This window comes from Leptospira broomii serovar Hurstbridge str. 5399, assembly GCF_000243715.2.
In the GTDB taxonomy this organism is placed as follows: domain Bacteria; phylum Spirochaetota; class Leptospiria; order Leptospirales; family Leptospiraceae; genus Leptospira_B; species Leptospira_B broomii.
This window is the reverse complement of record NZ_AHMO02000008.1, coordinates 1,216,447-1,240,619: the sequence shown is the minus strand read 5'-3', so window position 1 is coordinate 1,240,619 and position 24,173 is coordinate 1,216,447. Positions and strand designations below refer to the sequence as shown.

Genomic DNA, 24,173 nt, shown 5'->3' with positions numbered 1-24,173 from the left:
ACCATGGAAAAGATGATTAAAAAGCGCATCGACCAGGTTAAGGAGAAAGGTCACCAAAGGTTAACCGTTCTTCTGATTCCTCACGGATTTGATAAGTCCTTTCATTTTCAAATATCAATATTTACCATTTTCTTCTTAGTCGGACTTTTGTTTTCAATTGTCGGCATAGCTGTTTTAGGGATCGTAAAATACAATAACACGCGTATTCAAATCAATGCGCTTGCTTCCGTTTACGGAAAGTATTTTGACGAATACATCGAGTATAGTGCCAAACTGGATGATATTCAGGATGATTTTTTAACATTAACGGAAAATCTCCAAGAAATCCATTCCCTGACCGATGGACAGTCGGAGGAATTACTCAAGCTACCGGACGACTCCGATATCGATGGGGTTGCGTTTACCGAGCTAAAATCGGAAGAAACTGCGGATAAAGACCTGATGTTAGGACGATCCTACCTCTCGGAAATATACGGATATCGCACCGTTCGAGTGTCCATGGAAAAAAATCGAGCGCTGGTAGATTCGGTATACGACTTTTTGGATACCCGTTACGGAATCATGAACGCGCTCCCGTTCGGAGAGCCTCTAACATCTTACAATCTTACTTCGTACTATGGGATGCGACGATCTCCTACTTTCGGATATATGGAATTCCATGACGGCGTCGATTTGGCAAACGTTCCTAACACGCCAATCTATTCTACGGGTGATGGGCGAGTGTATCGCGCGATTCATTCTCCGAGAGGCTACGGTAATCATATAGTAATCCAACATGCAAACGGCTACTATAGCTTGTACGGCCATTGTACTCGTCTTTTAGTGAAGGAAGGGGACACGGTTTACAAAGGACAATTGATTGCAACCGTAGGCTCTACGGGAAACGTCACCGGACCTCACGTCCATTACGAAGTTTGGATTGGCGAATCAAATCGTACGGATCCGATGGATTATATGAAAGTCGGGATCGGACAATATTAAAATAATATAATTTAGTATGCCTAGAAAAACTTCCGTCGAGGAAAAAAAAGCTAATAGTAAAAATTCCTCCAAGAAACCTCCTGCAAAGAAGGCGACGGCTGTCGACGTCGTTCCTTCGCCGAAAGACGCCGAAAAAGAAATGCGCGTTTTGGAAAAGGAAATTCGACATCATCAATATCTTTACTATGTAAAAAATAAACCGGTAATCTCGGATTTTGAATTCGATAAAAAATTTAAACGGTTACAGAGCCTCGAGCACGCGTATCCGAAACTTATGGATCCTGCTAGTCCGACGTTAACGGTCGGTTCGGATTTAGATAAGGACTTTCAGAAATTCACTCATAAGTTACCGGTTCTTTCCCTTGAGAATACGTATAGCGAAGAAGACCTCTTGGATTGGATTCAAAAAACGGATCCAAACGGTCTTTATTCCGTAGAATGGAAAATAGACGGTGCTTCTTTGATGCTCTATTACGAAAATGGAGTGTTAGCAAACGGAGTGACTCGAGGAACCGGAGGGATCGGAGACGATGTCACTGATAATATCAGGACAATTCGAAGTATTCCGCTCAGATTGGAAGAAACTATATCCGTATATCTCCGCGGCGAAGTGTATATGACATATAAGGATTTCGAGGAATTTAACGAATCGTACGAAGGTAAATTCGCTAACCCTAGAAATCTCGCTTCGGGCTCCCTCAAACAAAAAAATTCGATGGAAGTCGCTAAGCGACCTCTACGTATTTTTACGTACGACGCTTTTTTTCCGGATACGAAGTTAAAATTTAAAACTCACGCTGAGGTAATGAAAAAGGCGGAAGACTTGAAGTTCCCGCTTCCTCCCGATACGAAATTAATTCCCGGCGCCGAGGTCGCTGCAGCGATTCGCGATTTCAGAAAGAAAAAGGAAAAGCTTGGTTTTCCTACCGACGGTTTGGTTATTAAGTTAAACGATTTAGCGCAACGGCAGGCCTTAGGTTATACCTCTCATTCTCCACGTTGGGCTAGAGCTTATAAATTCGATTCTCTTATGAAGGAGAGCAAGATTGTAGGTATCGATTATGCCGTAGGTCGAACCGGAAAAATAACGCCGCGTGCGGAAATCGAACCTATCAATCTCGCCGGCACAACTGTGACGTTCGCAACCTTGCACAATCAGGATTATATCGACGAACTCGGAATCGGAATCGGCGCGACGGTTAGAGTTTCGAAACGAGGCGAAATTATCCCGGCGGTAGAGGAAGTGGTCATACCAGGCAAAAAAGTTTTTAAAATTCCCCATATTTGCCCTTCATGCGGATCGCAAACGCAGAAGCGGGAAGATTCTGTAGATCAATTTTGTCCGAACGTGGAATGCCCGGATAGAGTGAAAAACGGAATCATTTTCTTTTGCTCTCGAAAACAAATGGATATAGAAGGATTGGGTGAAAAGCAGGTCGAGTTTTTATATGACCAAGGCTATATTAAAGATCTTGCGGATCTATATAAACTCGGCAATTACAAGGAAAAGCTTTTAGAGGAAGACGGATACGGAGAAAAAAGCGTAAACTTAATTCTTAACGGAATAGAGGACTCGAAAAAGAAAGATTTTCGATTCGTATTGTCGTCTCTCGGACTTCGCGAAATCGGTCCTAAGGTAGCTGAACTTTTGATAGAACACGGCTATGAATCGATGGACTCTATTATAGAAGCTGCAAATAGTTCAAGTAAATCGGAATCATTATTGGAAATACCGGGGATCGGTCCGTCCACAGTCGAAGCGATTGTTGAAAGCTTTACCGATAAGAGAATTTTAAAGTTAGTTGATCGTTTAAAAAAAGTCGGGGTCAAAATGAAAGCGGACCCGATCGCAAAAGCGGATAAGCAACCGTTCGCAGGTCAAACTTGGTGTGTTTCGGGTTCTTTCGAAAACTTCCAACCTAGAGAAAAGGCAATCGATCTAGTAGTTTTTTACGGAGGTAAAAAGGTAGGATCGGTGTCTTCAAAAACGACCCATTTATTAGCCGGTCCCGGCGCTGGATCTAAGCTGGAGAAAGCGAAGGAATTAGGAGTCATCGTCATATCCGAAGAGGAATTCCTGGATTTATTACGCCAAAACGATATCGTATTTTCTTAAAAAAATGACTAGTAAAAGATGCGCAAAATGTTCCGGCTCCTTCGATTGTCGGGCCGATAGCGAAGGTTGCTGGTGCGAAACGATGCTCCTCAGTCCTCAAGCCTTGAAGGACTTACGCGACTTATATACTAATTGTTTATGCCCTATTTGTCTTAAGAAATATGAGACTTCAAAGGAAGTATCATAACAACTTTTATTTCTTCCTATATCTGATCGCTGTTCGTTGAACGTTTGTTTACAAATGATTCGGATTTTTTAATTCCACGAAAAATGGATTGAATCAAGCGTTGTCAAAAGTAGAGTTTCCGTCCTAAACGGTCGCTGTACTCGGCCACGAACCGTTTCGAGGGGAATTTGGAAGACAATCGAAAGTATTTTTACGACATGCTGGAAAAGACCGCGTCGTTATTTCCGCTAAAAGAAAGCTTTTCTAAAAGAACGAAAGCCGGTATCCAGGGACGAACTTTCTCGCAACTAAAGACGCTGACGGATCATCTCATAGGAGGATTGATTCAAGCCGAAGTCGTAAAAGACGATAAAATACTCTATCTCTGTGACGCTAGCAGTAATTGGATTTTAGGAGATATCGCCATTATTAGCGCCGGCGCAGTCTCGGTTCCTAGGGGAACCGACGTTGTCGACGAGGATATTCTTTATATCGTAAACCATTCCGAAAGTAAATACGCTTTGGTTCAAAAAGAGAAGGATAAACAACGCATCCTTAATCTGGCTTCTAAGCTTCCTTCCTTGAAAAAGATATATGTGTTGGAAGATGATATAGGAGAGTTGAAAACCGGAAATGAAAGCGTCGGCGAATTGATCGAAAAAGGAAAAATCTATCTATCTCAAAATCCGCATTGTATTAAGAAAAGATTAAAGGAGAAAAGCCCCGACGAATTGGCTACTCTAATCTATACCTCTGGAACGACAGGAGCTCCTAAAGGAGTTATGTTAACTCAGACCGGATGGATTTCCGCAGTCGAAAAGGTGATCGGATTCGTAGGGCTTACGTCTTCCGACTCGGGAATCAGTCTTTTGCCTCCCTGGCATGCGTTTGAGAGAGCGATTGAATACTGCATTATAGAACTTGGCGCAGCATTTCTAGTATCTAACATTAATAATTTAAAAGAAGATTTAAAAGAATTCAAGCCTACCTTGTTTCCTTCCGTTCCGAGAATTTGGGAATCTCTATATAATGGAATCATGAATAAGGTAGCTAGAGAATCTTCTTTCAAAAGGGCGCTATTCGATTTCTTTCTGAAAGTCGGTATGAGCTGGGCTGAAAAAAAATCTATTCTATTCGGTTATGATTTCAGAATCATGAAACCCAATTCGATGGTGCGATTGATGCAGAAATTAGGAGCTTTCTTCGGTCTGGTTTCTTTATTACCGCTTAAGCTCGGCGCGATTCTGATTTTTAGAGGAGTTCATCAGGCTCTTGGCGGCAGGTTACGGGTATCCGTTTCTGCCGGTAGTGCGTTACCTTCCGTAGTGGATAAGTTCCTTTCAGGAATCGGTTTGATCGTTCTAGAAGGATACGGTATGACGGAGACGTCCGCAGTGCTTTCTATCCGAAAGGCTAACCGACCTTCGCCGGGTACAGTCGGTACTCCTATAGCTGGATACGAGTGCATCATTAAGGACGAAGCAGGAAATCCGGTGGCTCAAGGAAAAAAAGGAAGCCTTTGGATAAAATCTAAACAGGTTCTTATAGGCTATTATAAACGCCCCGAACTCAATGCTGTTGTCTTCGATAAGAATGGCTTCTTCGATACCGGAGACATTATGCGGTTCAATTACAGGAATGAATTGGTTTTTACGGGTCGAGCCAAGGATACTATCGTCTTGGCAGGCGGGGAGAACGTGGAGCCGGTTCCCGTAGAGGATCAATTACTGAATTCGCCCTATATTAACCAAGTTATGGTAACGGGACACGAAGCTAAGCATCTCGTGGCATTAATCGTTCCGGATTTCGAAAAACTACGAGCGGAATTTCCCGACCTACCCGAAGACCCGATTACTTGGAATGATCATCCGAAAGTTAGGGAAATTTTCAAATTGGAAGTTTCGACTCGAATTTCCCGGAAAAATGGGTTTAAATCGTTTGAAGTTGTTCCGCAAAACGCTTTTTATATCGTGCCACGACCTTTCGATCCGGATAAAGAGATGACAAGGACTCTTAAAATGAAACGAAACGAAATTTTAGATAGCTTCAAAAAAGAGATAGATGCGCTTACGAAAGTTTAAAGTACATTAGGAGATTATTATGTTCTTAAATCCATATTTGAATTCATCGGATCTTGAATTTTACGAAATGGTAAAAAAATTTTCCAAAGAAAAGGTGTCTCCCAGCGTGGAGGATAGGGACGAGCACGGGACCTGGGGAGACGATATTTGGAAAGAAATGGGTAATATGGGCCTTCTCGGCATGGCCGTTCCGGAGGAATACGGAGGACAGGGTGGTACCTGTTTACAATGTTGCATCGCTCAGGAATCCTTTAACGCCGGGAGTCTGGATGGAGGCTTCGGTTTGTCCTGGGGTGCGCATATGATTATCGGAACTCTACCGATTTTGTTTCAAGGAACCGAGGAACAGAAGCGCAAATATTTACCTAAGCTAGCGACAGGGGAATGGATTGCAGGTTTGGGTTTAACCGAGCCCGACTCAGGGTCTGACGCGGCGGGGATGCTTACTTTCGCTCAAAAAGTAGAAGGTGGATTCATTTTAAACGGAAGTAAAATGTACATCACGAACGGACCGATCGGTCAGGTATTCATAATTATGGCACGCACCACTAAGTCCAGAGGACCGATGGGAGTGTCCGCCTTTATTGTAGAATCTCATACGAAAGGATTCTACGTTAGCAAAGTACTAAAAAAACTCGGACACAATACTTCTACGACCGCCGAGCTTTCCTTCCAAGATATGTTCGTTCCGGATGAAAATCTGCTCGGTCCGTTAAACTCGGGATTCCTGCGAATCGGAAAAGCGACTTTGGAGTGGGAACGTACGGTTTTAGTTGCCGCCGTGCCGGGTGGAATGGAATTTTCACTCGAAGCAGGAATAGAATATGCTTGGAAGCGGCATCAATTCGGTAAACCGATTTTATCTTTTTATGCTATTCAGGAAAAATTGGTGAAAACTTGGATCTATCTTTGCGCATCCCGCAGATTAATTTATTTTGTCGCAAACAAGAAAGATAGTGATCCTTCGTCAAGCTTGCCTTTGGAAAGTTCCGCTTTAAAAGTATTCGTTACTGAAACGTCGGAAGAATTAGCAAGCGAAGCAGTTCAACTCTTCGGTGGAATGGGTTACATGAGGGAATGTCCCGCAAGTAGATTGTATCGGGACGTAAAGTTAGGTACGATCGGCGGAGGAACTTCTGAAATTCAGAGAAGTATCATATCCTCGACGTTTAACGGATTTGAAAAATTTTTAAGCGTTTTAGAACATTCTCATACCGAGGAAATTCGCCAAAAGGCCGAAAAAGAACTAGCAGATTCTCCTCAAGGTAAATTCCTTACTTCGGCAAAGCGATTAGTTCGATCCATTGGACAAAATCCGGAAAGAAAGAAAAAACAGGCCTGGGAATTTGCATTCGCGGATCTTCTCGTTTTGACTGCGGTCCTTCAACTCGGATTCTGGGATGCAGTTCAATCTACTTCCGAATACGAATCTAAGGAACGTATTCGAGATCTTAGACTTCTGACTTTCTTTGCCGGAACCCGCTTTTTGAAAAACGCTTCGTACCTAAAAGACCTGGATTCGCAAGGAACGAAATTTCTTTTGCAGGAGTTTTACGAGTTAGATACCGTAGATAAGGATGTAGTAGATTGTATCGAATTCTTAAAATCGGGAATTTTAGGCGCCGCTGTCGCATAGATATTCGGCTTAAATAAATTTATAAGGAAAGTTGAATGTACGAAAAAGGAAAGACCTTTGACGAAATTTCAATCGGAGATTCGGCGAGTTTTACTAAGACGATTACTGAAACCGATATTTATTTATTTGCGGGAATTAGCGGCGATTTTAATCCGTTGCATGTTGATGAAGAGTATGCGAAAACGACTTCTTTCGGAACGAGGATTGCACACGGCGGCCTGGCGGCATCTCTACTTGCGCCCGTCCTAGGCATGAAACTTCCCGGGTTAGGAACGATTGCATTAGAAACGGTAACAAAATTTCGGAAACCCGTTTTTCCCGGAGATACGATTACCTGCAAAGTTGAAGTGAAAGAAAAAATTGCGAGGCTTAAGGCAGTTGCGATGAATATCGAGTGGAAAAATCAAAAGGGCGAAATCATCGGTAAGGGGGAATGCAAAGTTATTCCTCCCGGCACCGTCCGGTAAATAAATTAGGAGAACTAAGTGAATTATCCTGTACTTTTAGGCGTTGCAGATAGCACGATCGATGATTTTTCCGAATCGGAATATGAAGATTGGAGCAATGATAAGAAAGTCTTTCATCACTATAAGAAATCTATAACGGATTTGCTCCGTTTTTTAGAATTGAAACAAGGGACACTAGCTCGGGAGATTACCGACTTCGTAAGCATTGAGCCTGCTTCACTGGGAAAGCAAGGATACGGGCATAGCGTTCGCATCGCTAACGAATTAGGTTTTACGGGAATGCGCGCACATTTGGTAGATCTAGGAGGCGCTAGTGTCACAGGTGCGATCGGGCAGGCGCGATCCATACTTCTTTCCGATCCAGAATCGGTCATACTTATCGCGGCGGCGGATATTCCTAAATCTGCTTTTAAGTTGGTTTCCGATTTGAAAAGGGTTAATGAAACCGTATGTCATCCGGAATTTGAATTGGATAACGGAGCCACTTTGATTTCCATGTACGGGCTTTTGATGAAGCGGATGATGTTCGAAGAAGGGATAACTCAAGGCGATTTAGAGGAAATTACGAAGAAGTTTAGAACGAATGCGATTACGAATCCGCGCTCTTATCATTATCAGCGGGAAATTACTGAAAAGCAAATTTCTCGAGCTATCGCAGACCCTTATCCTTCTCCTATGATAGCGATTGTGACCGATCATGGGTTTGCAACTTTGCTAATGAGCGAAAAGAAAGTTGATGAATGGAAAGCGAAAGGTTGGATTAAGAAAGATCTTTCACCGGTTTATCTTGCAGGTGCGACGCATACCGCTCATAGCGAATACTTTATTTTGAAGGGGGGCTTCAAGACGCCTGCAACTAATTCGGGAGAAAAATTATTCGCCCAATCGGGCTACGAACGTGACGAACTTGACTACGCCTGGATCTACGATTGCTTTACCGGAATGATAATCCTGCAATCCGCGGAATATTTTCAACTTTCGAAGAAGAAAGTAACCCAATCTTTAAAGGCAGGAAAAATTTCTTTTAAAAATGGAAAGACTATCCCGGTTAATTTATTAGGTGGGATTTTAAATTACCAAGCCGCAATGTCGATTTCTGCAGCGGCAGGACTAGTGGATATCGCAAGCCAATACGGACTTTACGCGCAGCCTAAGCTGCTCGGTAAACAGAATCCTCTTTACCCAAAACTTTCCCTTCTCGGTGGAAACGGTGGAATCGATAGCATTAACTCAGTGGCTTTATTTTCTTCGGATCGTCCGGGGAAAAAGCGCATTCAAAGAAAGCCGAATCTGAAACCTCTTACTCTGAACAAGCTTGGTGCTGACGAGGGAGAAGTCGGAGTCGTATGGTCTTCCACGACCGTAAATATGAACCCCGGTTTTCCATGGAAACCTCCGTATTCACTTGTGCTAGTGAAACTAGGAATCGATAGATTTATTCTTGCTAACTTACATGAAAAAGGTGGAAACTTAGTAAAGACGGGCGATCAATTGGAATACGATAAAACCAAAGTGACGATTGCTCGGGAAGGACGAAGATGGAAGGCGATTCTTTCTTAAATCGATCGTTCGTCTTGCAAAAATCAAGTAATTAAAAAAACAGAATATTCAGAAAAATTTCAAAATATCCGAAATTTAAAGAAAAAGAATTCAGTCCTATTCTTGCTCTAGCAATGAGAAAATTCGAATTTGAATGAAACTCTAATATAGCATAAAAACTATTTTCAGAGAGATGAGTCTAAGCAGTACTGATCCGGATTCAATCTGGAACATAATTTTAAAAATCCAAGCGAGAACCGTTTCCAAAAAATTTCAACCTGCAATGGGAGACGAGTTCCTTGTTCATTACCGCGGAAAATATACGCACAGGCGAGATTAGAACCTTTCTGGGAAAGGAAAGAATTCTTGTACCTAATACCAAGCAATTGGAGCCATCTCCTTCCGTTTCTGCACATTGGGAAAAGGTGGAAGATTGCCTGGACTTACGGAAATACTCTAGATTCTTTTATGTTTCCGAATCAGACGGAGTTTGGAAAAAAGGGGAAGATGTTCGGATTCGAATGACCGACATCGATAGCAAAGGAACTCGGAATGCGGAATTACCAACCGAGAGTATCGAGAGCTATAGAGTGCTGGGAATTTTTTTAGATCGAGAATAAAATCCTGCTGGAAGGGGAATAGGGAGAAACTAAGATACGAACCCGCCACCTACTAGATATTGTTATGACCCTAAAGAAACCCAAAAAGAAGGCAGCTAAGAAAGCCGTAAAAAAGAAAAGCCCAAGTAAAGGCACAAAGAAAGCTTCCTTCTCTATTCCCCGTGAAAACGACGTTAAAATGACGGAAATGGTGGACCTCGCTGCAGAAGTTTTCGTGCATACTCTGGAAGTCTCTTCTCGAATTCCCGATCGTATGAAAAGTCGTTTATTAAAAGCGATTAAGGAAGCCGCAAAAGAAGCGCTTTCGTAGTCATTGTAGATCATAATCCAAACGGGTTATTTTCCGGATTCCGTATCAGTGAATTCTTTATTCGTAGAATCAAAATTCTATGAAATTTTTTTCCAAAAACTAAATTGTTCTACGTAAGATTCCGATGACACTTGCCGTCGAAATTGTACATGGAAACGATTTTTTTAACGGCAGCTCTCTCGCTGATCCTTTTTGAACAATACAAGGAAAGGAAAAATCGCGAAAGAGTATTCGTAGAGCCACTCAGCAACTTCTTTCACCGATAATCTTCGGTAGAAGGGCCGGGCGAATGGATGCCCCGGCTTACTCCTTTTTTCCACCCAATTACACGAAGTAACCGGCTTGAATCTTCTCTTCTTTTAGGAAGAATGGTCCTTATACCCGAGGTTGCCTACCGTGAAGAATCAAATCTTAACCCCTATCAAGGCAGTTGAAACATTTATTAAATGTAAGAAGGATAATGCTCCGGTTCCTTTTACTGTTTGGGATACTCTCAAAACTTACCATACCTGGAATCAGGTCGAATTAACCGGGCTAATCAATGCCAGCGCATACTTTCCGGACATTCTATTCGAGAAAGGAATGGAGACAAAAATCCAATCTATCCTCGATCGATTTAATAAACGAATTGTAGAGATCCCAATCAGATGAAGGAAGTTTTAGAACCTAAAATTGTATACCAGGAAGCGAATCCATACGGCTCCTTTACAGCTTATTTGGAAGACGACGGACAAACCGTTTATCTTTACTTGCAGGCGGAAGAGAATCCGGAATTTTCAATGAAATCGGTTTGGGTATGCAACCGTGTACAGGCTCCGAAACATCGTAGCGAGGAGGACCTCCATTCAGGCCTAGCCCCCTTACTTATCGAGACGGAGGTAACGGATCCGTCTCCTCTTCCAGCATTTAACCAAGAGGATATTCACTTTATTTGGACTGAAGAAGGGACCGGAGTCTCTTTTTTTTATAAGGAAGCGCTCATCGCTTATCTTCCGCCTTGGTCAGGGGTAAAGGACTTTCACGGGTATTCAATTTATGCGAAAGTCGATGCGATTACGGCATACCCGTTAGGAAATGCGGAGTTTGGAATTATCCCGGATCGGATTCGACGAGATCGTAATCATTGGGAATCACGGGCTTTTGATGGAAGTTGGAAGCGAATCCAAGAGCTTCGTCTTGGATTTTTAGAAAATGTTTTCGGAAAACATGAGAAATATTGGTCCGCTGACGGAGGAAAGTTTCCTCAACTCGGTATATCCAGATTCCGGTGGGATTTACTTCCCGATGTCTATATTTATTCGACGATCGGCATGAGTGCACAGAATATGCCCGGCGTAGAACTTTATCGAAAAGATTATGAAGATTATTCGAGAGTCGAACTCTTATTTGCCGCGAAAATTTCGGACGAAGATCGGTCGGAAAGTTGGGTACCGCATCAAATAGGAGAGATTATCCGATTTCCTTGGAGCATGGGGAAATGGTTCGGGCACGGTCACACAATCTCAATGAGTCGTAGAGATCCGGAAGCTCTTCATCTTACGTTTACTTCACTTTTATTAAAGGAATTGGATACCCGAAAAGGACATCCATCACTCTCAGGTTTACTCGCCGAAAACGGCAGACCGATTCGGTTCCTATCGTTATTACCTGTATCCGAAGAAGAAAAAGAAGTGATTCAAGATCGCGGTGCGAACGAATTTCTTTCGCTTTGGGAAAAAGATAATCCTGTCTGGATCCATGACCCGGAGAGAACTTCGGTCATTTAAAACCGGAGAGTTCTCAAAGGCGAAAGGTACTATCTATGAACGTTTTTATTTCGGAAAGGAAGATCGGAGAAGCATCTAGATGGAGAAGTTTAAGCCTATCTTTGGCGCTTCTTCTCACTTTGCTGCTGGTAGATAGTCCCTGGGATCTTTTACCGGAAGATTCGGTAAAGAATACGGCAAGCGTCGATAAAATTTGGGAAAATATCTACTCTGAAGACTATATTTCCGCTAAAAAACTAGTTCAAAAGGAATTACAAAGCGGGAAATCCGATTCTTTACACCTCTTATCTCTCCTCGAAATCTGTTTGAACGGACTGGGTAGGCCTAAACAAGCCGATGAAACTAGAAAAAAGATCCTTCAACTATGGGAAAAAAATTATAAACGATCTTTCGTTGAGGAGAACTATCCTTTAAATCTTGCTACTTGGACTAGAATGGCCGTTGTAACGCCAAATATTCTAGTTTTAGGGTCAGAATATTATATTCCATATCCGATAAACCCCAAAAAAGACGGGTTCTACTATCATAAGTTCACCGCTTATAACCGTTTTACTAAGCGCGCGATCAAGTTTTTCAAGTTAGAAAAGTCGTCCAATACAGAAAACGAGTATCGATTGTATGAAATTTCATCCGAAGGCGAGGCCATTTCGATAAAGAATTACGGGAATGCACTCCCTGATTTACGCGAAGAGATGAAAGACGTAACTCGACACCTTAAGTTATGATCAAAGTCAGGGCTTCTTACTAGAACAACGGACAAAAATATTCGATGATCGTGCATGAATCGATGTCGATGTTGTAAAAATACAACACTGAAAGGTTTGTTTCTGTCTTTTAACAGAAAATATTCAACGGAGTGGCCCTAAAAAGAAAAAACCCGCTTACTGGAAGCGGGTTTTAAGCTCCATTCCTTCTATAAAATGTATAAAAGGAGATGTTATTAAAGTTGGTTATTTCTTTTTCGCAACTTTCTTCTTAGCAGCTTTTTTCTTTGCTACTTTCTTTTTAGCTGCTTTCTTGACTGCTTTCTTTTTTGCAACCATTGACGTCCTCCATTGTTTTGAACTTTTCAGACCTCCGTTATTTGCGAGAGATCAAGAATGCTCTTGGATAGGGACATAATTAAGCAATTAACTTTTCATTGTAAAGTATTTTAATTAATTTTATGAAAAATTTTTTAAAGAAGTTGATTTGGAAGAAAACAATACTTAATCGGACACTTCCAAACATATAAACGAAACATCATCACTAGGTTCTTTATTATTTCTGTACTCTTCAAGAGTCTTTCTTACTAGATCAGCTAGATCTTGCGCACCTAAATGATGATGAGAAGACAATAAACGTTGAAGATTTTCTTCTCCGAAGATCTCTTCGTTATCGTTAAAGGTCTCCGTTACTCCATCTGTGAAGAGTACTAACTTATCTCCGGCATTTAAATGTATGGTAAGAAGCTTATAATCTGTTGGAAGAACACCTAAAACTCTTTGAGTTTCGTTTCGAAACTCTACTCTTCCTCCTTTTCGTATGCAAATTGGAGGAGTATGGCCGGCATTTACGAATGAAAAAGCACCATCGGAAGAATTATAGATACCTGCAATAGAAGTCATGAACTCGCTTCCTCTATATCTTTCGATCAAGAAGAGGTTGATCGCGCGAAAAATCTGCGGTAATGAAGATGAATCGCCCAAGTATCGGCGGATAATTCCTCTTACTGCGGAAACTAGATAACCGGAACCTAATCCATGACCTGATACGTCTCCGAGAAACAATAATTGTCGTTCAGGATCTATACGCAGAATATCCAAGTAATCACCCGAGATTCCAACTGCAGGAATGGAGAAATAACCGACGTGAGTTTCCGGAATCGTTTCCAATTCGGGTAAATGAAGCGTTTTATCCAAGATAGAAGCCATATTCAGATCTCTAACGATCCGTTTTTTTTCGACTTCATCGACAAGCAGACTGTAGTTTCTAATCAGAAGAGACGCTAAACGAGTGCATTCTTTAAGAAAACGCAGCTCTCCAAGCGTAAAATTTCTGCGATTCCGCTTTTCTCCCACCAAGAAGACCGCAATTACTTCCTTTCCACGTTCAAAATTGAAGAGCGGATAGGCCAACTGGACTTCCATCTGGTGCAAAAACTTGAATACGGATTCGCGGATTCCTAGGCCGTAAGCTAAATGCGAGGTCACTGTGACCTCCGTGTGATCTTCGAAATACTTCCAAATCTCGGAACCGAAAGGGATACGCACAAAATTCATATTCCGAAGGTCGGTTCGAGGGAATTTATCGGTCGGAATTAAAACTTGGAGCTTATATACCTCGAGAGCTTCCTCTAAGCGACGTATAAGGTTATTAATGGTTGCACGCATTGAAATCGGCGCACCGATCATCACCGAAAGCTCTTCCAAGGCCGTATGAAGTTTCGGATTATTTCGAAAACTCCAATAATCGATCCACGAGTATAGTTTATTATTCAGAGAGCCTAGGAAGTAAGCGGATAAAATCACGTAGAACAAATTCCATTCCGTTTGATGAGCCCCTAAAAATTCCGGATTCCAACGTACAAAAAATTCCAGACCGAAAAGATATCCTAAAGTGAGAATCAGAATGGAATAAATCGAAGTCAAAGAAGAACTAAACGCAATCTGAACAGGAACTAATGAATAGGTATAGGTTCCGTAAATGACTAACGGTGGAAAAAGGATGAATGCAACGATCAAGTAAGGGCGAATCATGAGCGGCATTTGAGCGGATCCGATTTTTGTCATGAAAAAAGGTACGATCGTTGCGAAGAAGAACGCCAACACAAGACAAAGTTTTTTAAACACAGCCTGGAATTGAGTAGGGTTCCTAAACGTATGAAAGATCAGTTGAATAATGCAGATTGCCGCTGCAGCCGCGTTAAAGTGAATCCCTGCATTGGAAAGAAATTGAAATAGATCCGGATTTGCTTTTTGAGAGGCTCCAACATAGGAGGCTACGATGGAGAAGATCACCTGAGGTGCGAACCAACGAGACGGGATTTCTTTGCCTCGAAGTCTGTAGGAGACATCCAAAATCAAAAAACCGCTAAAGTAGAGAAAGAAAAAGAAAGGGAAAACGAAATCCTGAAAAGCCAAGAGGAAAAAGTTAAATAGAAATAGGGAAGAAAAGGACCCGAAAAGGAGAAAAATAAATAAATCCCTTGTATAAAAGAAAAACCATATCGCCACCGAGAAATAAAGTAGTGATAGGCCGATATCCCAGGAAAAATCCCGTAAGACGTCGAAGGCCGAACGGAAAATAAACGAAACGTCCCTCGAAAGACTTCGATCTTTTCCATAAAAATGAAATGTTCGATTCGTCTCGGCGTTATCTTCCCCTAATTTACGCGATATTTCGTATTCCAAAAGATCGATTTTTAAACCGACGAGATCGGTATATTCTCCGATCGATAGCGCGATCATTCCATTAGGATAAAAATAGAAAGGTAGTCTGGATTCCTTGGAAGATGATTTTAATAATCCCGCAAAAAGAATTACACTGAAAAGAATTACGGAAACGAAAACTAAAAGAATATTTCTCAAGAAGGTATCCCTATCTCTTGAAAAGAAAGGATCTTACGTTCATTCCAGCTTAGAAAGAGAGGATCTTTTTCAGAGATCTGGACGTTTTCCCAACCGACCGAGGCGAGATTTCGTTCGGGATTGGACGACTTAAACATTTTGAAATGTTTTCCCGAAAATCGAACTAAAATTTTATTATCCGACTTACCAACTTTTCCTACTGCGAGATCGTATTTTTCCATCCAAGAGATTTCCCTAAGATTTTCTTCGATCAACGTTTTCAACTGAATTAAATCTTTTGTCTCACCTCTTAGACGAGAGGCGTACAGAGTTCCAAGAATATAGCAGAGTGCAAGTACTGAAACCGCGTTTGTAACGCTTAATCTAAGGAATACAAAATAGAAATCGCCTGTCGGAGATTGAAAGAACTCCAACAATTCTCCGGGTTCTCGCGAAAGTAAATCGACCTTCGTATTTCCCACCAAGGGCGGTTCGGCGGGTTCTAAAAATCTACGAATCTTACCCGCGTTTTCGAATTCCTTTCTATACTTTTTATTTTCCGCAATTTGCGAAGAGAGTATATGATTGTGAACTGCTAATGCACATTTTCCGGCAAGAAATCCCAATTCGTGCCGCACATCATCCTTAGGAATATTTGAAACGGCCAAGAAGCCGAATAATTTTTCCCTAAATACGAAAGGAAGAATGAAATTGGCGCGAAGGCTTACGAAATCCTCGTTAATAACTTTGTTCTGATCCGGCTCCCCAATTGTCGCCCCTGATCTTTTATTCAGGATATATTTCAGAAGAGGAGAGTGAGGATTGATTCCGTCTAGAGTATTTACTTTTCTCTGTTTTTTATGTGCATAGGTATAAAGGTCGTAGTAGGTAAGATCATTTCTAAGAATTGCTAGTTTACCGAAATTACTGTTAGTAAGTCGTACTAGTTCCGGAAAGACATTCTTTATCAAACCTTCCGAATCGAAGCGACGATGAGCCATTCTGGACGAACCGGGATCATTACTCAAATATTCCGAAACGAATGTGGCTTTTAAAAATCCTCCGATTTTTTCCTGAATCGGCAAAACTGCAAAAACTCCGAACATTAAACTAGTCAATACTCCGATTTCACTTACGAATTCTATTTCTCGAGGAAGGAAGTTAATACAGACCTCGTAAATGCTTAGGACAGCGAGTACGCCGAAAATTCTCACCGAGAGAGTGATTATAGCGGAGGAGATTCTATGATCCGAAAAAAAAGATTTCACGGTTTTGGAGAAACAGGATGATTTAGGTTACGTCGTGTAGTAGGCGTTTTCTTTAACGTAACCTTCAGTAAGGTCACAGCCCCAAAATTTCATTCCGCAATTTCCAGTATTCAATACCACATCTACCTGGATCTCGGAATTCTTTTTCAGATATTCCGATAATTTTTTGAGGGTATCTGGATCGGCTCCTTTCACCGCTAATCCGCCAAAATAGATCTCTAAACCGTCAAACGGGATCGGTTCGTCAAAAACTTTCCCGATTGCCATGACCAATCTCCCCCAATTCGGATCTCCGCCGTAAATGGCCGTTTTAATCAAAGGAGAATTCAAAATCGATTTTCCGATTTTTCGAGCCTGTTCGGTAGTCTTCGCTTTTTCGACTCGAACTTCGACTAACTTCGTAGCGCCTTCGCCGTCTTTCGCAATTTCTTTGGTCAGATCGATACAGATTTCGAGTAATGCCGCCCTAAATTCTTCGGCATCGGCTTTTCCAGCAAGACCGTTACAAAGCAGAGCAACCGTATCCGAAGTGGAGGTGTCGGAATCGATAGAAAGACAATTAAAACTCTTATCCACGCAGTCTTTTAGAATTTCATAAAGTTCTCCGTCGATTTGGGCGTCGGTAAGAATGTAAGAAAGCATAGTAGCCATATTCGGCTCGATCATTCCTGCGCCCTTGGCCATTCCGTAAATGATAGCCTGCCCTTTGTCGGTTCTGATCGTTCGGAAAGATATTTTTCTTCTAGTATCCGTCGTCATTATTGCTTCTGCGACCTCTTCAAGATTGCCGGGTTTTAGTAAAGATTTTGCTTTCTCACAGGCAGTTAATATTAATTCCATCGGTAAAGGAACGCCGATGACTCCGGTAGAAGAGGGAAGAACGAACGTTTCCGGAATACCCAACGAGACCCCGATTTCTCGACAAATTGCGCGAGAATTTGCAACACCTGCGGATCCGGTTGCCACATTGGAATTTTTTGAATTAATAACTATTGCTTGGAGAGTCCCGGACTTTATATGTTCGCGACCGACGATTACGGGTGCGCCTGGAAAATTATTCTTGGTAAATACAGCAGTTGATTTACAAGGAACTTCCGAATAGATTACGCCGAAGTCCTTCGTTTTATCCTTAATACCTATATTGGTTCCGAAAGAAAAAAAACCCTTTGGATGCGTCATTATCCATCCTCATTTTAATGTTAGTGCGAGAATTTCAATCTTCCCTTCGGGTGATTTTTAGAAAAGCGGAATACGAGAAAAGGCTCGGTTTTCGAGGCTCAAGAATCTACTCGGTCGGAGTAAATGATAGGAATGGTCACAGAAAAGATAGTCCCGCCTTCCGGATTATCAAAGACTTTTACCGTTCCGTGATGAAGTCGGACAATATGTTTTACGATTGAGAGACCTAATCCGGTTCCGCCTTCCTTGCGAGATCTATTTTTATCAACACGGAAAAAGCGTTCGAATATACGTTCTTTATCTTCGTCCTTTATTCCGATTCCTTGGTCCTTAACTTGGAAATTTACTAAGTCCGATCCCAATTTAACTACTTTGAGTGTGATCGTTTTTCCGTCGGGAGAATAGGAAGATGCGTTGGAAATTAAATTTAAAAGCATATGCTCCAAAAGAATCCAATCCGCAGAGACAGTTATCGGTTCGTTCATTTCCACTACGAATTTTTGTTCCTTCGGGGAAACGACTCCGTCGACGGTAAACGAAAGATTATCGACCAAAGATTTAAGCGTAAACTCTTCCCCTCTCGCAATCGCCGTTTGATTCTCGATTCGAGTGATTGTAAGCATGTCTTCGACGATGCGCACCATTCTATCGGTATTTCTGGAGATCGCATCTAGAAACTTTTTCTCATGACTGTCTTCTTGTAATTTTAGACGACCTAAAAGTGTTTCGGTATATCCTTTAATGGAAGTGATTGGCGTCTTCAATTCGTGCGAAGCATTTTGAACGAATTGTTCCCTAATGATATGCGATTGTTTCTCCTCGGTAATGTTTCTGATAACTACTATAAACATTAATACGTTCCCGTTCGTACGCAACGGGTACATCTTAATCGCATAGAAATTCTGACTTAAATCTAGTTCCGTTTTAGGTTCCCCCTTACCGGAAAGATTCCGTTGGATAAAATCCAGCAGGCGTTCATCCTTGATAGCATCGGCGATTTTGCGGGAAGCGGAATTCGGTTCGATTAAAGAATTTGGAATACTTTTATTTTGAAATAGAATCGATCCTTCCAGATCGACCGAGAAAACTCCTTCTTTCAAATTCTGAAGAACCGAATCGAACTTTTCCTTCTCGATCGTAAGATCTACGAATTGATGCTTGAGGCGTCCCGACATCCGATTGATAGAAACCGCCAGGTCGGCCAATTCCCGAATATCAGGTAGGCTTAGCTCCGAACCGAAATCGCCGGCGTTAATTTCGCCTGTTTTTTTTTCGATTTGATTGAGCGTTTGAGTGACGCTTCGGGCAATCGAGTACGAGACGTAAAACGTTCCGAACATAGCGAGTAGGATGTAAAATGAGAATAGAAGAATTTTAAGATCGGGGTGAATTATATCCTCCAAGAAGAGGACGATTCCCGCGACCGACATTAGGATAATGAGTAGAAGCCAGTTACTTAAGAGAAGTTTCGAAAATAAGCTACGCCTCATTGAATCTGTAACCGATCCCGCGGATAGTTTCCAACCTCTCCTTCTCGTCACCGAGTTTATCTCTTAGGCGCTTAATATTTACGTCGACGGCACGATCAGTTACGTAAATATCCTTTCCCCAAACTTTATCCAGGAGTTTATCTCTTGTGAATGCTACGCCGGTATTAGTCATGAATAGGTAGAGAATTTTATACTCTATTAACGTTAGATCTATCTCGGCTCCGTCGATAAATACTTTATGCGCCTTAGGGTTTAAGAAGATTTTTCCTACGCTGATATTTCCTTCGAATTCCTGTTCTTCTTCTCCTTCTCCGGAGCGGCGTAGAACCGAGCGAACCCTCGCCACTAATTCTCGAGTAGAGAAAGGTTTACGAACGTAATCGTCCGCTCCCAATTCTAAGCCCAAGACAGCGTCGGTTTCACCCGATTTAGCGGTCACCATGATGATAGGAAGAGCGTATTTTTCTTTTATGCGTTTGCATAGATCCATTCCTCCGATTCCCGGAAGCATCAAATCCAATACGACTAAGTCGGGTAGATTCTTTTCGATTCTAGGTAGAACCTCGAGTCCATTTTGACAAGTATCGACTTGATAACCGTTTTCCTCTAAATGGAATTTGATAAGGTCGGCAATATCCTCTTCGTCGTCTACTACGAGGATCTTTTGGCTGGGGCTGCCTGAAGCATTTTTCATAAATTCGCTGAAGCTCTTTTTCCTGCGCTTTTGGGGAACTTTACCCTGATCATGGGGAGAGGGTCCTTGTACTTGGATCGGTTCCATATTTCTACAATGTCTGAAAATGGTTACAAAAAGTTTACGCTACGGTTACGATCCTCGGAAAAAGAATAGTATGACAATGGCACTTATGACAACCAGTAAACAATTCGGAAACCGATTTCGAATCGGATTCCGACGATTGGTACGCGAAATTAATAGTAATCGGTAAATCGGGTTTTGAAAGCCGAAATTAGCGGTTTTTTAGAAGTTCGTTTAGTTCCTGAACTAACTTTCTTTGGCGATAAAGCACATAACCTACGAATCCTCCGAATAGGGCTAAACCGAGGATATAAACCCATATCAAACCTTTGAGTCTGGATTGTTCCTCTTCGATTGCACTGATCGTAGAAAGGTGATTAACCAAAAAATAGAACTGATCTGCCTGAGACCAATTTTTACGAGCTTCTTCTCGAATTTGCGAGATAAGAACGTCGGCTTCCTTCTTTTTTAAATCCCGAATTAGCGGAAAAACGGAATCCAGATCTTTCGACAGGAATTCTTTCGCAGTCAGTGGGCTCCTTTGTTCTTCTGCGGTGATTGGGAGGAACTGCGAAATTAAGACTATGGCTGCCACGACGGTAAGAATCTTTTTCATTCATCGAATCCTAACTTATTCTTCCATTCCTTGGTATAAGGGCTCCTGTTTTGGACAAGATAAATCCCGATTAAGATCGCGAAAAGGAGGAAGAGCAATCCGCTAGTCGCCAAGATTCCGTGAAGGATTCCCGTTTCTAGTAAGAAATTCCAGTCCATAAAAAGGAGCACGGTTAACGGCGAAAAAGCCAAGAGGAGAGTGGTTATCAGAATCACGCGGATGTGTTTTAAATGTATTAAATGCAACATCACTCTTTTTTTAAGTTCCGGCGGAACCGATGCTTGGTCAGCGTTTAAAGTCGGAGGATCTACGAATAAATCCAGCCTCTCTTTGAGATCTGGAGGAATATTAATCTTTTCCGGTTTCATTTTCCTTTTTCAACCATTCACGGAGTATTTCCTTCCCTCGAAAAATATAACTCTTTAAAGTATTCATTTTCAAGTTCAAATTTTCTGAAATGTCTTTATAGGACATATTCTCGAAGTAATGCAACGATATGGGTTTACGGTACAATTCCGGGAGTTTATCAACTAGAGATCTGATTTTTTCCTTTGTCTCTTTTTCCAGAAGGTGCGATTCCTGTGCTGAGGACTTTTCGGAGCTCAGTTCGGTCGAAACCTCTTCGAAAAGAGGAGTTTCTACTTCAGGGTGATCCTTACGGTATCGACGTATAATCTCGTTACGTGCGATGGAAAAAATCCATGTGGAGAATTTGGCCCGACCTTTAAAAGTGGATAGCCCTTCAAATGCCTTTAGAAAGACGTCTTGTGTAAAGTCTTCTGCTTCGGATTCGTTCCGGAAGGCTTTACGTGCTTGGGAATAAACAAGGGATTCATAGCGTAAAACGAGTTCTTCAAACGAGTCGTAATCACCGGCCAAGACTTTTTGAATGCACGCCCAGTCCGCCGGATCGCAAAGAATAGGCTCCTCTTGCTTCATGAAAAAGTTCACTCACCTTACGCGGGAGGCATAGGTTGACCCGAAGTTTTCAAACTTTCGGCGACCATTTATAGTAGCATAGTAGTCCAAGACCTGTTCCCAGCGGAACGAGGCCGCCAAGCATAGCGAGAGATTTTCCTAATACGAGTATAAATGAAATCGATAGGGCGATTCCGACGAAGGTCAAAACTAGGCCTAGGAAAAAGGAATATAATCGGAGATCGAAAGGCTCTTTCTTATAGAGCCCGGCTTTGATGATCGCCATTCTTTGGCGATACCACCAGAAGAATAAAAAGAAAAGTAGAATGCAACCGAAGATAATCCCGACGATCGGGATCGAGTACAATACGATTTTATATTCCCCGCCGGATTGATGGCCGCTTTGTAAGGTTAGGAGAATTTGCTCCAGGCTTCTAAAAAGCGTTTCCTTTTCTTCCGGTGTCATCTGCTAAGAACTGGTTCCTGACGAAGATTAGAAATTTCTTCCTTACGAAAGAATGGAATCTTTTTTTCGATTCCGGGACGGTCCGCTAAAGAAGCGTACCAATCTTCTTCCTTCCAGCTCTCTTTTAGGTAACTAGCACGAATGGTCGAATCAAATAAATACTTAAATTTGCTCATTGAGATTTCTCCTAATCATAGAATAGTATGATGATTTTTATATTCTTTCGCATTTAGAGAATCTTGCGAATTCCCCGGTTTTAGTTATGTCGTATTAGATATCGACCTATTTGGGCTAAGCCTAAATACCAAAAACAATCTTCGAACTACATTTTTTAGAGACGAATTGCTTAGAAGAAAAAATGGTCTTTATTGAAAAAAAAAAGACCAAGCGATTCGATTCCTATTATCAAATATCAATCTTTTCGAGGATCTAGAAACGGAGCCGCCAACAAGTTCGGTTTACGTATGATCGGTTCTCGCCGAAAGTCGGCGTGTTCCCTCAGAAAATCTACGAGAATCCGAGCAGTTGCGCCCCATAGAAGGCCTTCCTTCAAATCAAAATAGTATACTTCCAGTAACGGTCCAGCAGGATTCCGTTTTACTTTAATACTATAAAAAGGCGCTTGGTATAATCTATTTAATTCCAATCGAATGATTTGTTCCACTTCTTCCGGATTAAAAGAGAACTTGAAATCTCCTTTATAGAGGGAAAGGAACGGAGTGATATGATATCCTGTGCTCGTGAACATTCCCTTGTAATTTCCGATGACTTCCAGATGATCCGAAGGAACTCCCATTTCTTCTCGCCATTCGCGAAGCGCAGTCTCTAATAAGTTTTTATCTTCCGGGTCTTTTACTCCGCCTGGGAAGGCAATTTGACCGGGATGGGCGATTAAATTAGGATTTCTTTTTTGCAGTAAAAATCCGTCCCCTTCTGCGGTTTGAAAGATCGGCATAATTACGGAAGAGGCAGCTATATCCTCCGGAAGATTTTCTTCCCCCTCTAGTTTGAGAGTCAGGCTTCGTTTTAGTTCTTCGAGATCGAGTTTAATCAAATTTCTTTTTAATCGGCACTAAATTCGTCAATGTTGTTTCGTAAGGTTTTGATTGAAGTGCATTCAATATGGAAGGTCCATAGTTTTGAACTTTCCATTCCGAAAAAATTCCCAATTCTCGAAGCTCTTCAATTCCTTTGGGATTATTCTTTGCGATTTCCGCGATATTCTTATTAGACGGCATTAAATTGTGACCCATCCGTCGAATCGACATTATCGTCTCTCTCCATTGTCTTAGTCGCTTGAAGCGATCGGCATCCTCGCCGACGAGATCCTCCGTCGCCCTCTTAAATAGGTCGTTTTTTTGAATCGGTGGTCCGCTGGGGGTATTATAGATTTGAAGTAAATGATCCGCGTCTTTCTTTCCGACGAGTTCTATTAATTTATTCAAATCTCGACGGAATTTCACCAACTCCAGTACTTTATCGTTATTCCAGACTCGAAAAGGCGCCTTGTTGGCTCGCTTTGCTTTTTCGTCTCTGAAAACCATCGTATCGTATAGAGCTCGACGTTCGTCGGAGCTCAAATCCAAAACATTCGGAAATTTTTCGAGCGTAATGGAAAAGCCTTCGAAAGGTTCCGGGACTTCTTCTGCGAGTTTTTGAAATTCGGACAACGCTTCCTCTAACAATTTCCGTTTTGCGAGTTCTTCCCGCATCTTTTCCCAAATCGATTCCAAGTAAACCGTGTCTAGGGCAGCATATTGAAGTTGGCTTTTATCCAACGGACGTTTTTCCCAGTTGGATTTTTGTTCTTTTTTCGATAATTTTACTTTGTGATAATGCTCCACTAAATAGAGCAAAGAGTTCTGTTCTAAGTCTAATAAGCGAGAGCTGAACATCGTATCAGCGATGTTTACAAATTTGAAGGAGAAATCCCGCTTAAGTGCCTTGATATCGTCGGATGCAGAATGGAATATCTTTAAGATCGCAGGATTTTCGAACAAAGGCCCTAACCCTGATACGTCGGCGAGCCTAATTGGATCGAAGATATAGTTCTTCCCTTTAGATGAAATTTGAATTAAACAAACTTTTGAATAGTAAGTATAATAGCCTGAGGATTCCGTATCTATCGAAATACAATCCGACTGGCCTAGAGTGATTAAAGCCAATTGAAGACTTCGGACATTATCGACTACGATATAATCGGATTGTATTTGCATCTAAACCGCGACCTGGGAGACTAGCGTCGGAAG

24 protein-coding genes are annotated in these 24,173 nt (G+C 41.8%); 12 read left to right on the top strand and 12 right to left on the bottom strand.

Annotated features, from left to right (window positions below; genetic code table 11):
• The first annotated feature begins 3 nt into the window (after positions 1-3).
• The 12 genes from LEP1GSC050_RS11395 (at position 4) to LEP1GSC050_RS11345 (ending at position 12,407) form a co-directional block, all read left to right on the top strand.
• Positions 4-981, top strand: coding sequence for a M23 family metallopeptidase (locus tag LEP1GSC050_RS11395; protein ID WP_010571341.1), 978 nt, complete (start codon positions 4-6; stop codon positions 979-981).
• A 139-nt stretch (positions 982-1,120) separates the two neighbouring features.
• The gene (gene ligA / locus LEP1GSC050_RS11390; protein ID WP_051184951.1) at positions 1,121-3,097 is read left to right on the top strand and encodes an NAD-dependent DNA ligase LigA; all 1,977 of its coding nucleotides are present in this window, start codon (positions 1,121-1,123) and stop codon (positions 3,095-3,097) included.
• Positions 3,098-3,101: 4 nt separating this feature from the next.
• Positions 3,102-3,284, top strand: coding sequence for a cysteine-rich CWC family protein (locus tag LEP1GSC050_RS21325; protein WP_084695320.1), 183 nt, complete (start codon positions 3,102-3,104; stop codon positions 3,282-3,284).
• A 167-nt stretch (positions 3,285-3,451) separates the two neighbouring features.
• Positions 3,452-5,344 (top strand): AMP-dependent synthetase/ligase, encoded by a 1,893-nt coding sequence (locus tag LEP1GSC050_RS11385; RefSeq protein WP_010571339.1) that lies wholly within the window; start codon positions 3,452-3,454, stop codon positions 5,342-5,344.
• 16 nt (positions 5,345-5,360) lie between these two features.
• Positions 5,361-6,980 carry an acyl-CoA dehydrogenase family protein gene (locus LEP1GSC050_RS11380; RefSeq protein ID WP_198012847.1) on the top strand — a complete coding sequence of 540 codons (1,620 nt, stop codon included), beginning with the start codon at positions 5,361-5,363 and terminating at the stop codon, positions 6,978-6,980.
• A gap of 35 nt (positions 6,981-7,015) precedes the next feature.
• A complete protein-coding gene (locus LEP1GSC050_RS11375; protein ID WP_010571337.1) occupies positions 7,016-7,447 on the top strand; it encodes a MaoC family dehydratase in 432 nt (143 codons plus the stop codon).
• A gap of 18 nt (positions 7,448-7,465) precedes the next feature.
• A complete protein-coding gene (locus tag LEP1GSC050_RS11370; RefSeq protein ID WP_010571336.1) occupies positions 7,466-9,007 on the top strand; it encodes a thiolase C-terminal domain-containing protein in 1,542 nt (513 codons plus the stop codon).
• Between the two features lie 278 nt (positions 9,008-9,285).
• Positions 9,286-9,606, top strand: coding sequence for a hypothetical protein (locus tag LEP1GSC050_RS11365; protein WP_010571335.1), 321 nt, complete (start codon positions 9,286-9,288; stop codon positions 9,604-9,606).
• Positions 9,607-9,670: 64 nt separating this feature from the next.
• Complete coding sequence (locus LEP1GSC050_RS11360) at positions 9,671-9,916, top strand: hypothetical protein (protein ID WP_010571334.1); 246 nt, start codon at positions 9,671-9,673, stop codon at positions 9,914-9,916.
• A gap of 396 nt (positions 9,917-10,312) precedes the next feature.
• The gene (locus LEP1GSC050_RS11355) at positions 10,313-10,567 is read left to right on the top strand and encodes a hypothetical protein (protein ID WP_020987161.1); all 255 of its coding nucleotides are present in this window, start codon (positions 10,313-10,315) and stop codon (positions 10,565-10,567) included.
• The gene (locus LEP1GSC050_RS11350; RefSeq protein ID WP_010571332.1) at positions 10,564-11,682 is read left to right on the top strand and encodes a suppressor of fused domain protein; all 1,119 of its coding nucleotides are present in this window, start codon (positions 10,564-10,566) and stop codon (positions 11,680-11,682) included. The genes LEP1GSC050_RS11355 and LEP1GSC050_RS11350 overlap by 4 nt, the downstream gene beginning before the upstream one ends.
• A gap of 35 nt (positions 11,683-11,717) precedes the next feature.
• Entirely contained in the window at positions 11,718-12,407 is a 690-nt protein-coding gene (locus tag LEP1GSC050_RS11345; protein WP_010571331.1) for a hypothetical protein, read from the top strand.
• Between the two features lie 483 nt (positions 12,408-12,890).
• Here the strand turns inward: LEP1GSC050_RS11345 and LEP1GSC050_RS11335 are convergent, their stop codons facing one another.
• The 12 genes from LEP1GSC050_RS11335 to LEP1GSC050_RS11280 form a co-directional block, all read right to left on the bottom strand.
• Positions 12,891-15,251, bottom strand: a complete 2,361-nt coding sequence (locus tag LEP1GSC050_RS11335) for a PP2C family protein-serine/threonine phosphatase (protein ID WP_010571330.1) — start codon at positions 15,249-15,251, stop codon at positions 12,891-12,893.
• Complete coding sequence (locus LEP1GSC050_RS11330; protein ID WP_010571329.1) at positions 15,248-16,498, bottom strand: hypothetical protein; 1,251 nt, start codon at positions 16,496-16,498, stop codon at positions 15,248-15,250. Before LEP1GSC050_RS11330 ends, LEP1GSC050_RS11335 begins: the two co-directional genes overlap by 4 nt.
• Before the next feature lie 27 nt (positions 16,499-16,525).
• Positions 16,526-17,677 (bottom strand): bifunctional glutamate N-acetyltransferase/amino-acid acetyltransferase ArgJ, encoded by a 1,152-nt coding sequence (gene argJ / locus LEP1GSC050_RS11325; protein ID WP_020987377.1) that lies wholly within the window; start codon positions 17,675-17,677, stop codon positions 16,526-16,528.
• A 98-nt stretch (positions 17,678-17,775) separates the two neighbouring features.
• Positions 17,776-19,167: a HAMP domain-containing sensor histidine kinase gene (locus LEP1GSC050_RS11320; protein ID WP_010571327.1), complete on the bottom strand. Its 1,392-nt coding sequence runs from the start codon at positions 19,165-19,167 to the stop codon at positions 17,776-17,778.
• On the bottom strand, positions 19,157-19,861 hold the full coding sequence (locus LEP1GSC050_RS11315; RefSeq protein WP_010571326.1) for a response regulator: 705 nt from the start codon (positions 19,859-19,861) through the stop codon (positions 19,157-19,159). Before LEP1GSC050_RS11315 ends, LEP1GSC050_RS11320 begins: the two co-directional genes overlap by 11 nt.
• Before the next feature lie 274 nt (positions 19,862-20,135).
• Positions 20,136-20,540 (bottom strand): hypothetical protein, encoded by a 405-nt coding sequence (locus tag LEP1GSC050_RS11310; RefSeq protein WP_010571325.1) that lies wholly within the window; start codon positions 20,538-20,540, stop codon positions 20,136-20,138.
• Positions 20,537-20,908 (bottom strand): hypothetical protein, encoded by a 372-nt coding sequence (locus tag LEP1GSC050_RS11305; protein ID WP_010571324.1) that lies wholly within the window; start codon positions 20,906-20,908, stop codon positions 20,537-20,539. Before LEP1GSC050_RS11305 ends, LEP1GSC050_RS11310 begins: the two co-directional genes overlap by 4 nt.
• The gene (locus LEP1GSC050_RS11300) at positions 20,889-21,479 is read right to left on the bottom strand and encodes an RNA polymerase sigma factor (RefSeq protein ID WP_010571323.1); all 591 of its coding nucleotides are present in this window, start codon (positions 21,477-21,479) and stop codon (positions 20,889-20,891) included. The genes LEP1GSC050_RS11305 and LEP1GSC050_RS11300 overlap by 20 nt, the downstream gene beginning before the upstream one ends.
• A gap of 49 nt (positions 21,480-21,528) precedes the next feature.
• Entirely contained in the window at positions 21,529-21,924 is a 396-nt protein-coding gene (locus tag LEP1GSC050_RS11295; RefSeq protein WP_010571322.1) for a hypothetical protein, read from the bottom strand.
• Positions 21,921-22,100, bottom strand: a complete 180-nt coding sequence (locus LEP1GSC050_RS11290; protein ID WP_010571321.1) for an LIMLP_16695 family PerRB-regulated protein — start codon at positions 22,098-22,100, stop codon at positions 21,921-21,923. The genes LEP1GSC050_RS11295 and LEP1GSC050_RS11290 overlap by 4 nt, the downstream gene beginning before the upstream one ends.
• A gap of 236 nt (positions 22,101-22,336) precedes the next feature.
• Positions 22,337-22,975: an NUDIX hydrolase gene (locus tag LEP1GSC050_RS11285; protein ID WP_408605404.1), complete on the bottom strand. Its 639-nt coding sequence runs from the start codon at positions 22,973-22,975 to the stop codon at positions 22,337-22,339.
• A complete protein-coding gene (locus LEP1GSC050_RS11280; protein ID WP_010571319.1) occupies positions 22,971-24,140 on the bottom strand; it encodes a ribonuclease D in 1,170 nt (389 codons plus the stop codon). The genes LEP1GSC050_RS11285 and LEP1GSC050_RS11280 overlap by 5 nt, the downstream gene beginning before the upstream one ends.
• Between the last annotated feature and the right edge of the window lie 33 nt (positions 24,141-24,173).

What these genes read in the sequence shown, in the direction of transcription:
- LEP1GSC050_RS21325 (WP_084695320.1), top strand. Translation starts at nt 3,102, where the DNA reads ATGACTAGTAAAAGATGCGCAAAATGTTCCGGCTCCTTCGATTGTCGG.
- LEP1GSC050_RS11280 (WP_010571319.1), bottom strand. Translation starts at nt 24,140, where the DNA reads ATGCAAATACAATCCGATTATATCGTAGTCGATAATGTCCGAAGTCTT.
- LEP1GSC050_RS11345 (WP_010571331.1), top strand. Translation starts at nt 11,718, where the DNA reads ATGAACGTTTTTATTTCGGAAAGGAAGATCGGAGAAGCATCTAGATGG.
- LEP1GSC050_RS11310 (WP_010571325.1), bottom strand. Translation starts at nt 20,540, where the DNA reads ATGAAAAAGATTCTTACCGTCGTGGCAGCCATAGTCTTAATTTCGCAG.
- LEP1GSC050_RS11290 (WP_010571321.1), bottom strand. Translation starts at nt 22,100, where the DNA reads ATGAGCAAATTTAAGTATTTATTTGATTCGACCATTCGTGCTAGTTAC.
- LEP1GSC050_RS11375 (WP_010571337.1), top strand. Translation starts at nt 7,016, where the DNA reads ATGTACGAAAAAGGAAAGACCTTTGACGAAATTTCAATCGGAGATTCG.
- LEP1GSC050_RS11315 (WP_010571326.1), bottom strand. Translation starts at nt 19,861, where the DNA reads ATGAAAAATGCTTCAGGCAGCCCCAGCCAAAAGATCCTCGTAGTAGAC.
- LEP1GSC050_RS11305 (WP_010571324.1), bottom strand. Translation starts at nt 20,908, where the DNA reads ATGAAACCGGAAAAGATTAATATTCCTCCAGATCTCAAAGAGAGGCTG.
- LEP1GSC050_RS11320 (WP_010571327.1), bottom strand. Translation starts at nt 19,167, where the DNA reads ATGAGGCGTAGCTTATTTTCGAAACTTCTCTTAAGTAACTGGCTTCTA.
- LEP1GSC050_RS11360 (WP_010571334.1), top strand. Translation starts at nt 9,671, where the DNA reads ATGACCCTAAAGAAACCCAAAAAGAAGGCAGCTAAGAAAGCCGTAAAA.
- argJ (WP_020987377.1), bottom strand. Translation starts at nt 17,677, where the DNA reads ATGACGCATCCAAAGGGTTTTTTTTCTTTCGGAACCAATATAGGTATT.
- LEP1GSC050_RS11300 (WP_010571323.1), bottom strand. Translation starts at nt 21,479, where the DNA reads ATGAAGCAAGAGGAGCCTATTCTTTGCGATCCGGCGGACTGGGCGTGC.
- LEP1GSC050_RS11350 (WP_010571332.1), top strand. Translation starts at nt 10,564, where the DNA reads ATGAAGGAAGTTTTAGAACCTAAAATTGTATACCAGGAAGCGAATCCA.
- LEP1GSC050_RS11295 (WP_010571322.1), bottom strand. Translation starts at nt 21,924, where the DNA reads ATGACACCGGAAGAAAAGGAAACGCTTTTTAGAAGCCTGGAGCAAATT.
- LEP1GSC050_RS11395 (WP_010571341.1), top strand. Translation starts at nt 4, where the DNA reads ATGGAAAAGATGATTAAAAAGCGCATCGACCAGGTTAAGGAGAAAGGT.
- ligA (WP_051184951.1), top strand. Translation starts at nt 1,121, where the DNA reads ATGCGCGTTTTGGAAAAGGAAATTCGACATCATCAATATCTTTACTAT.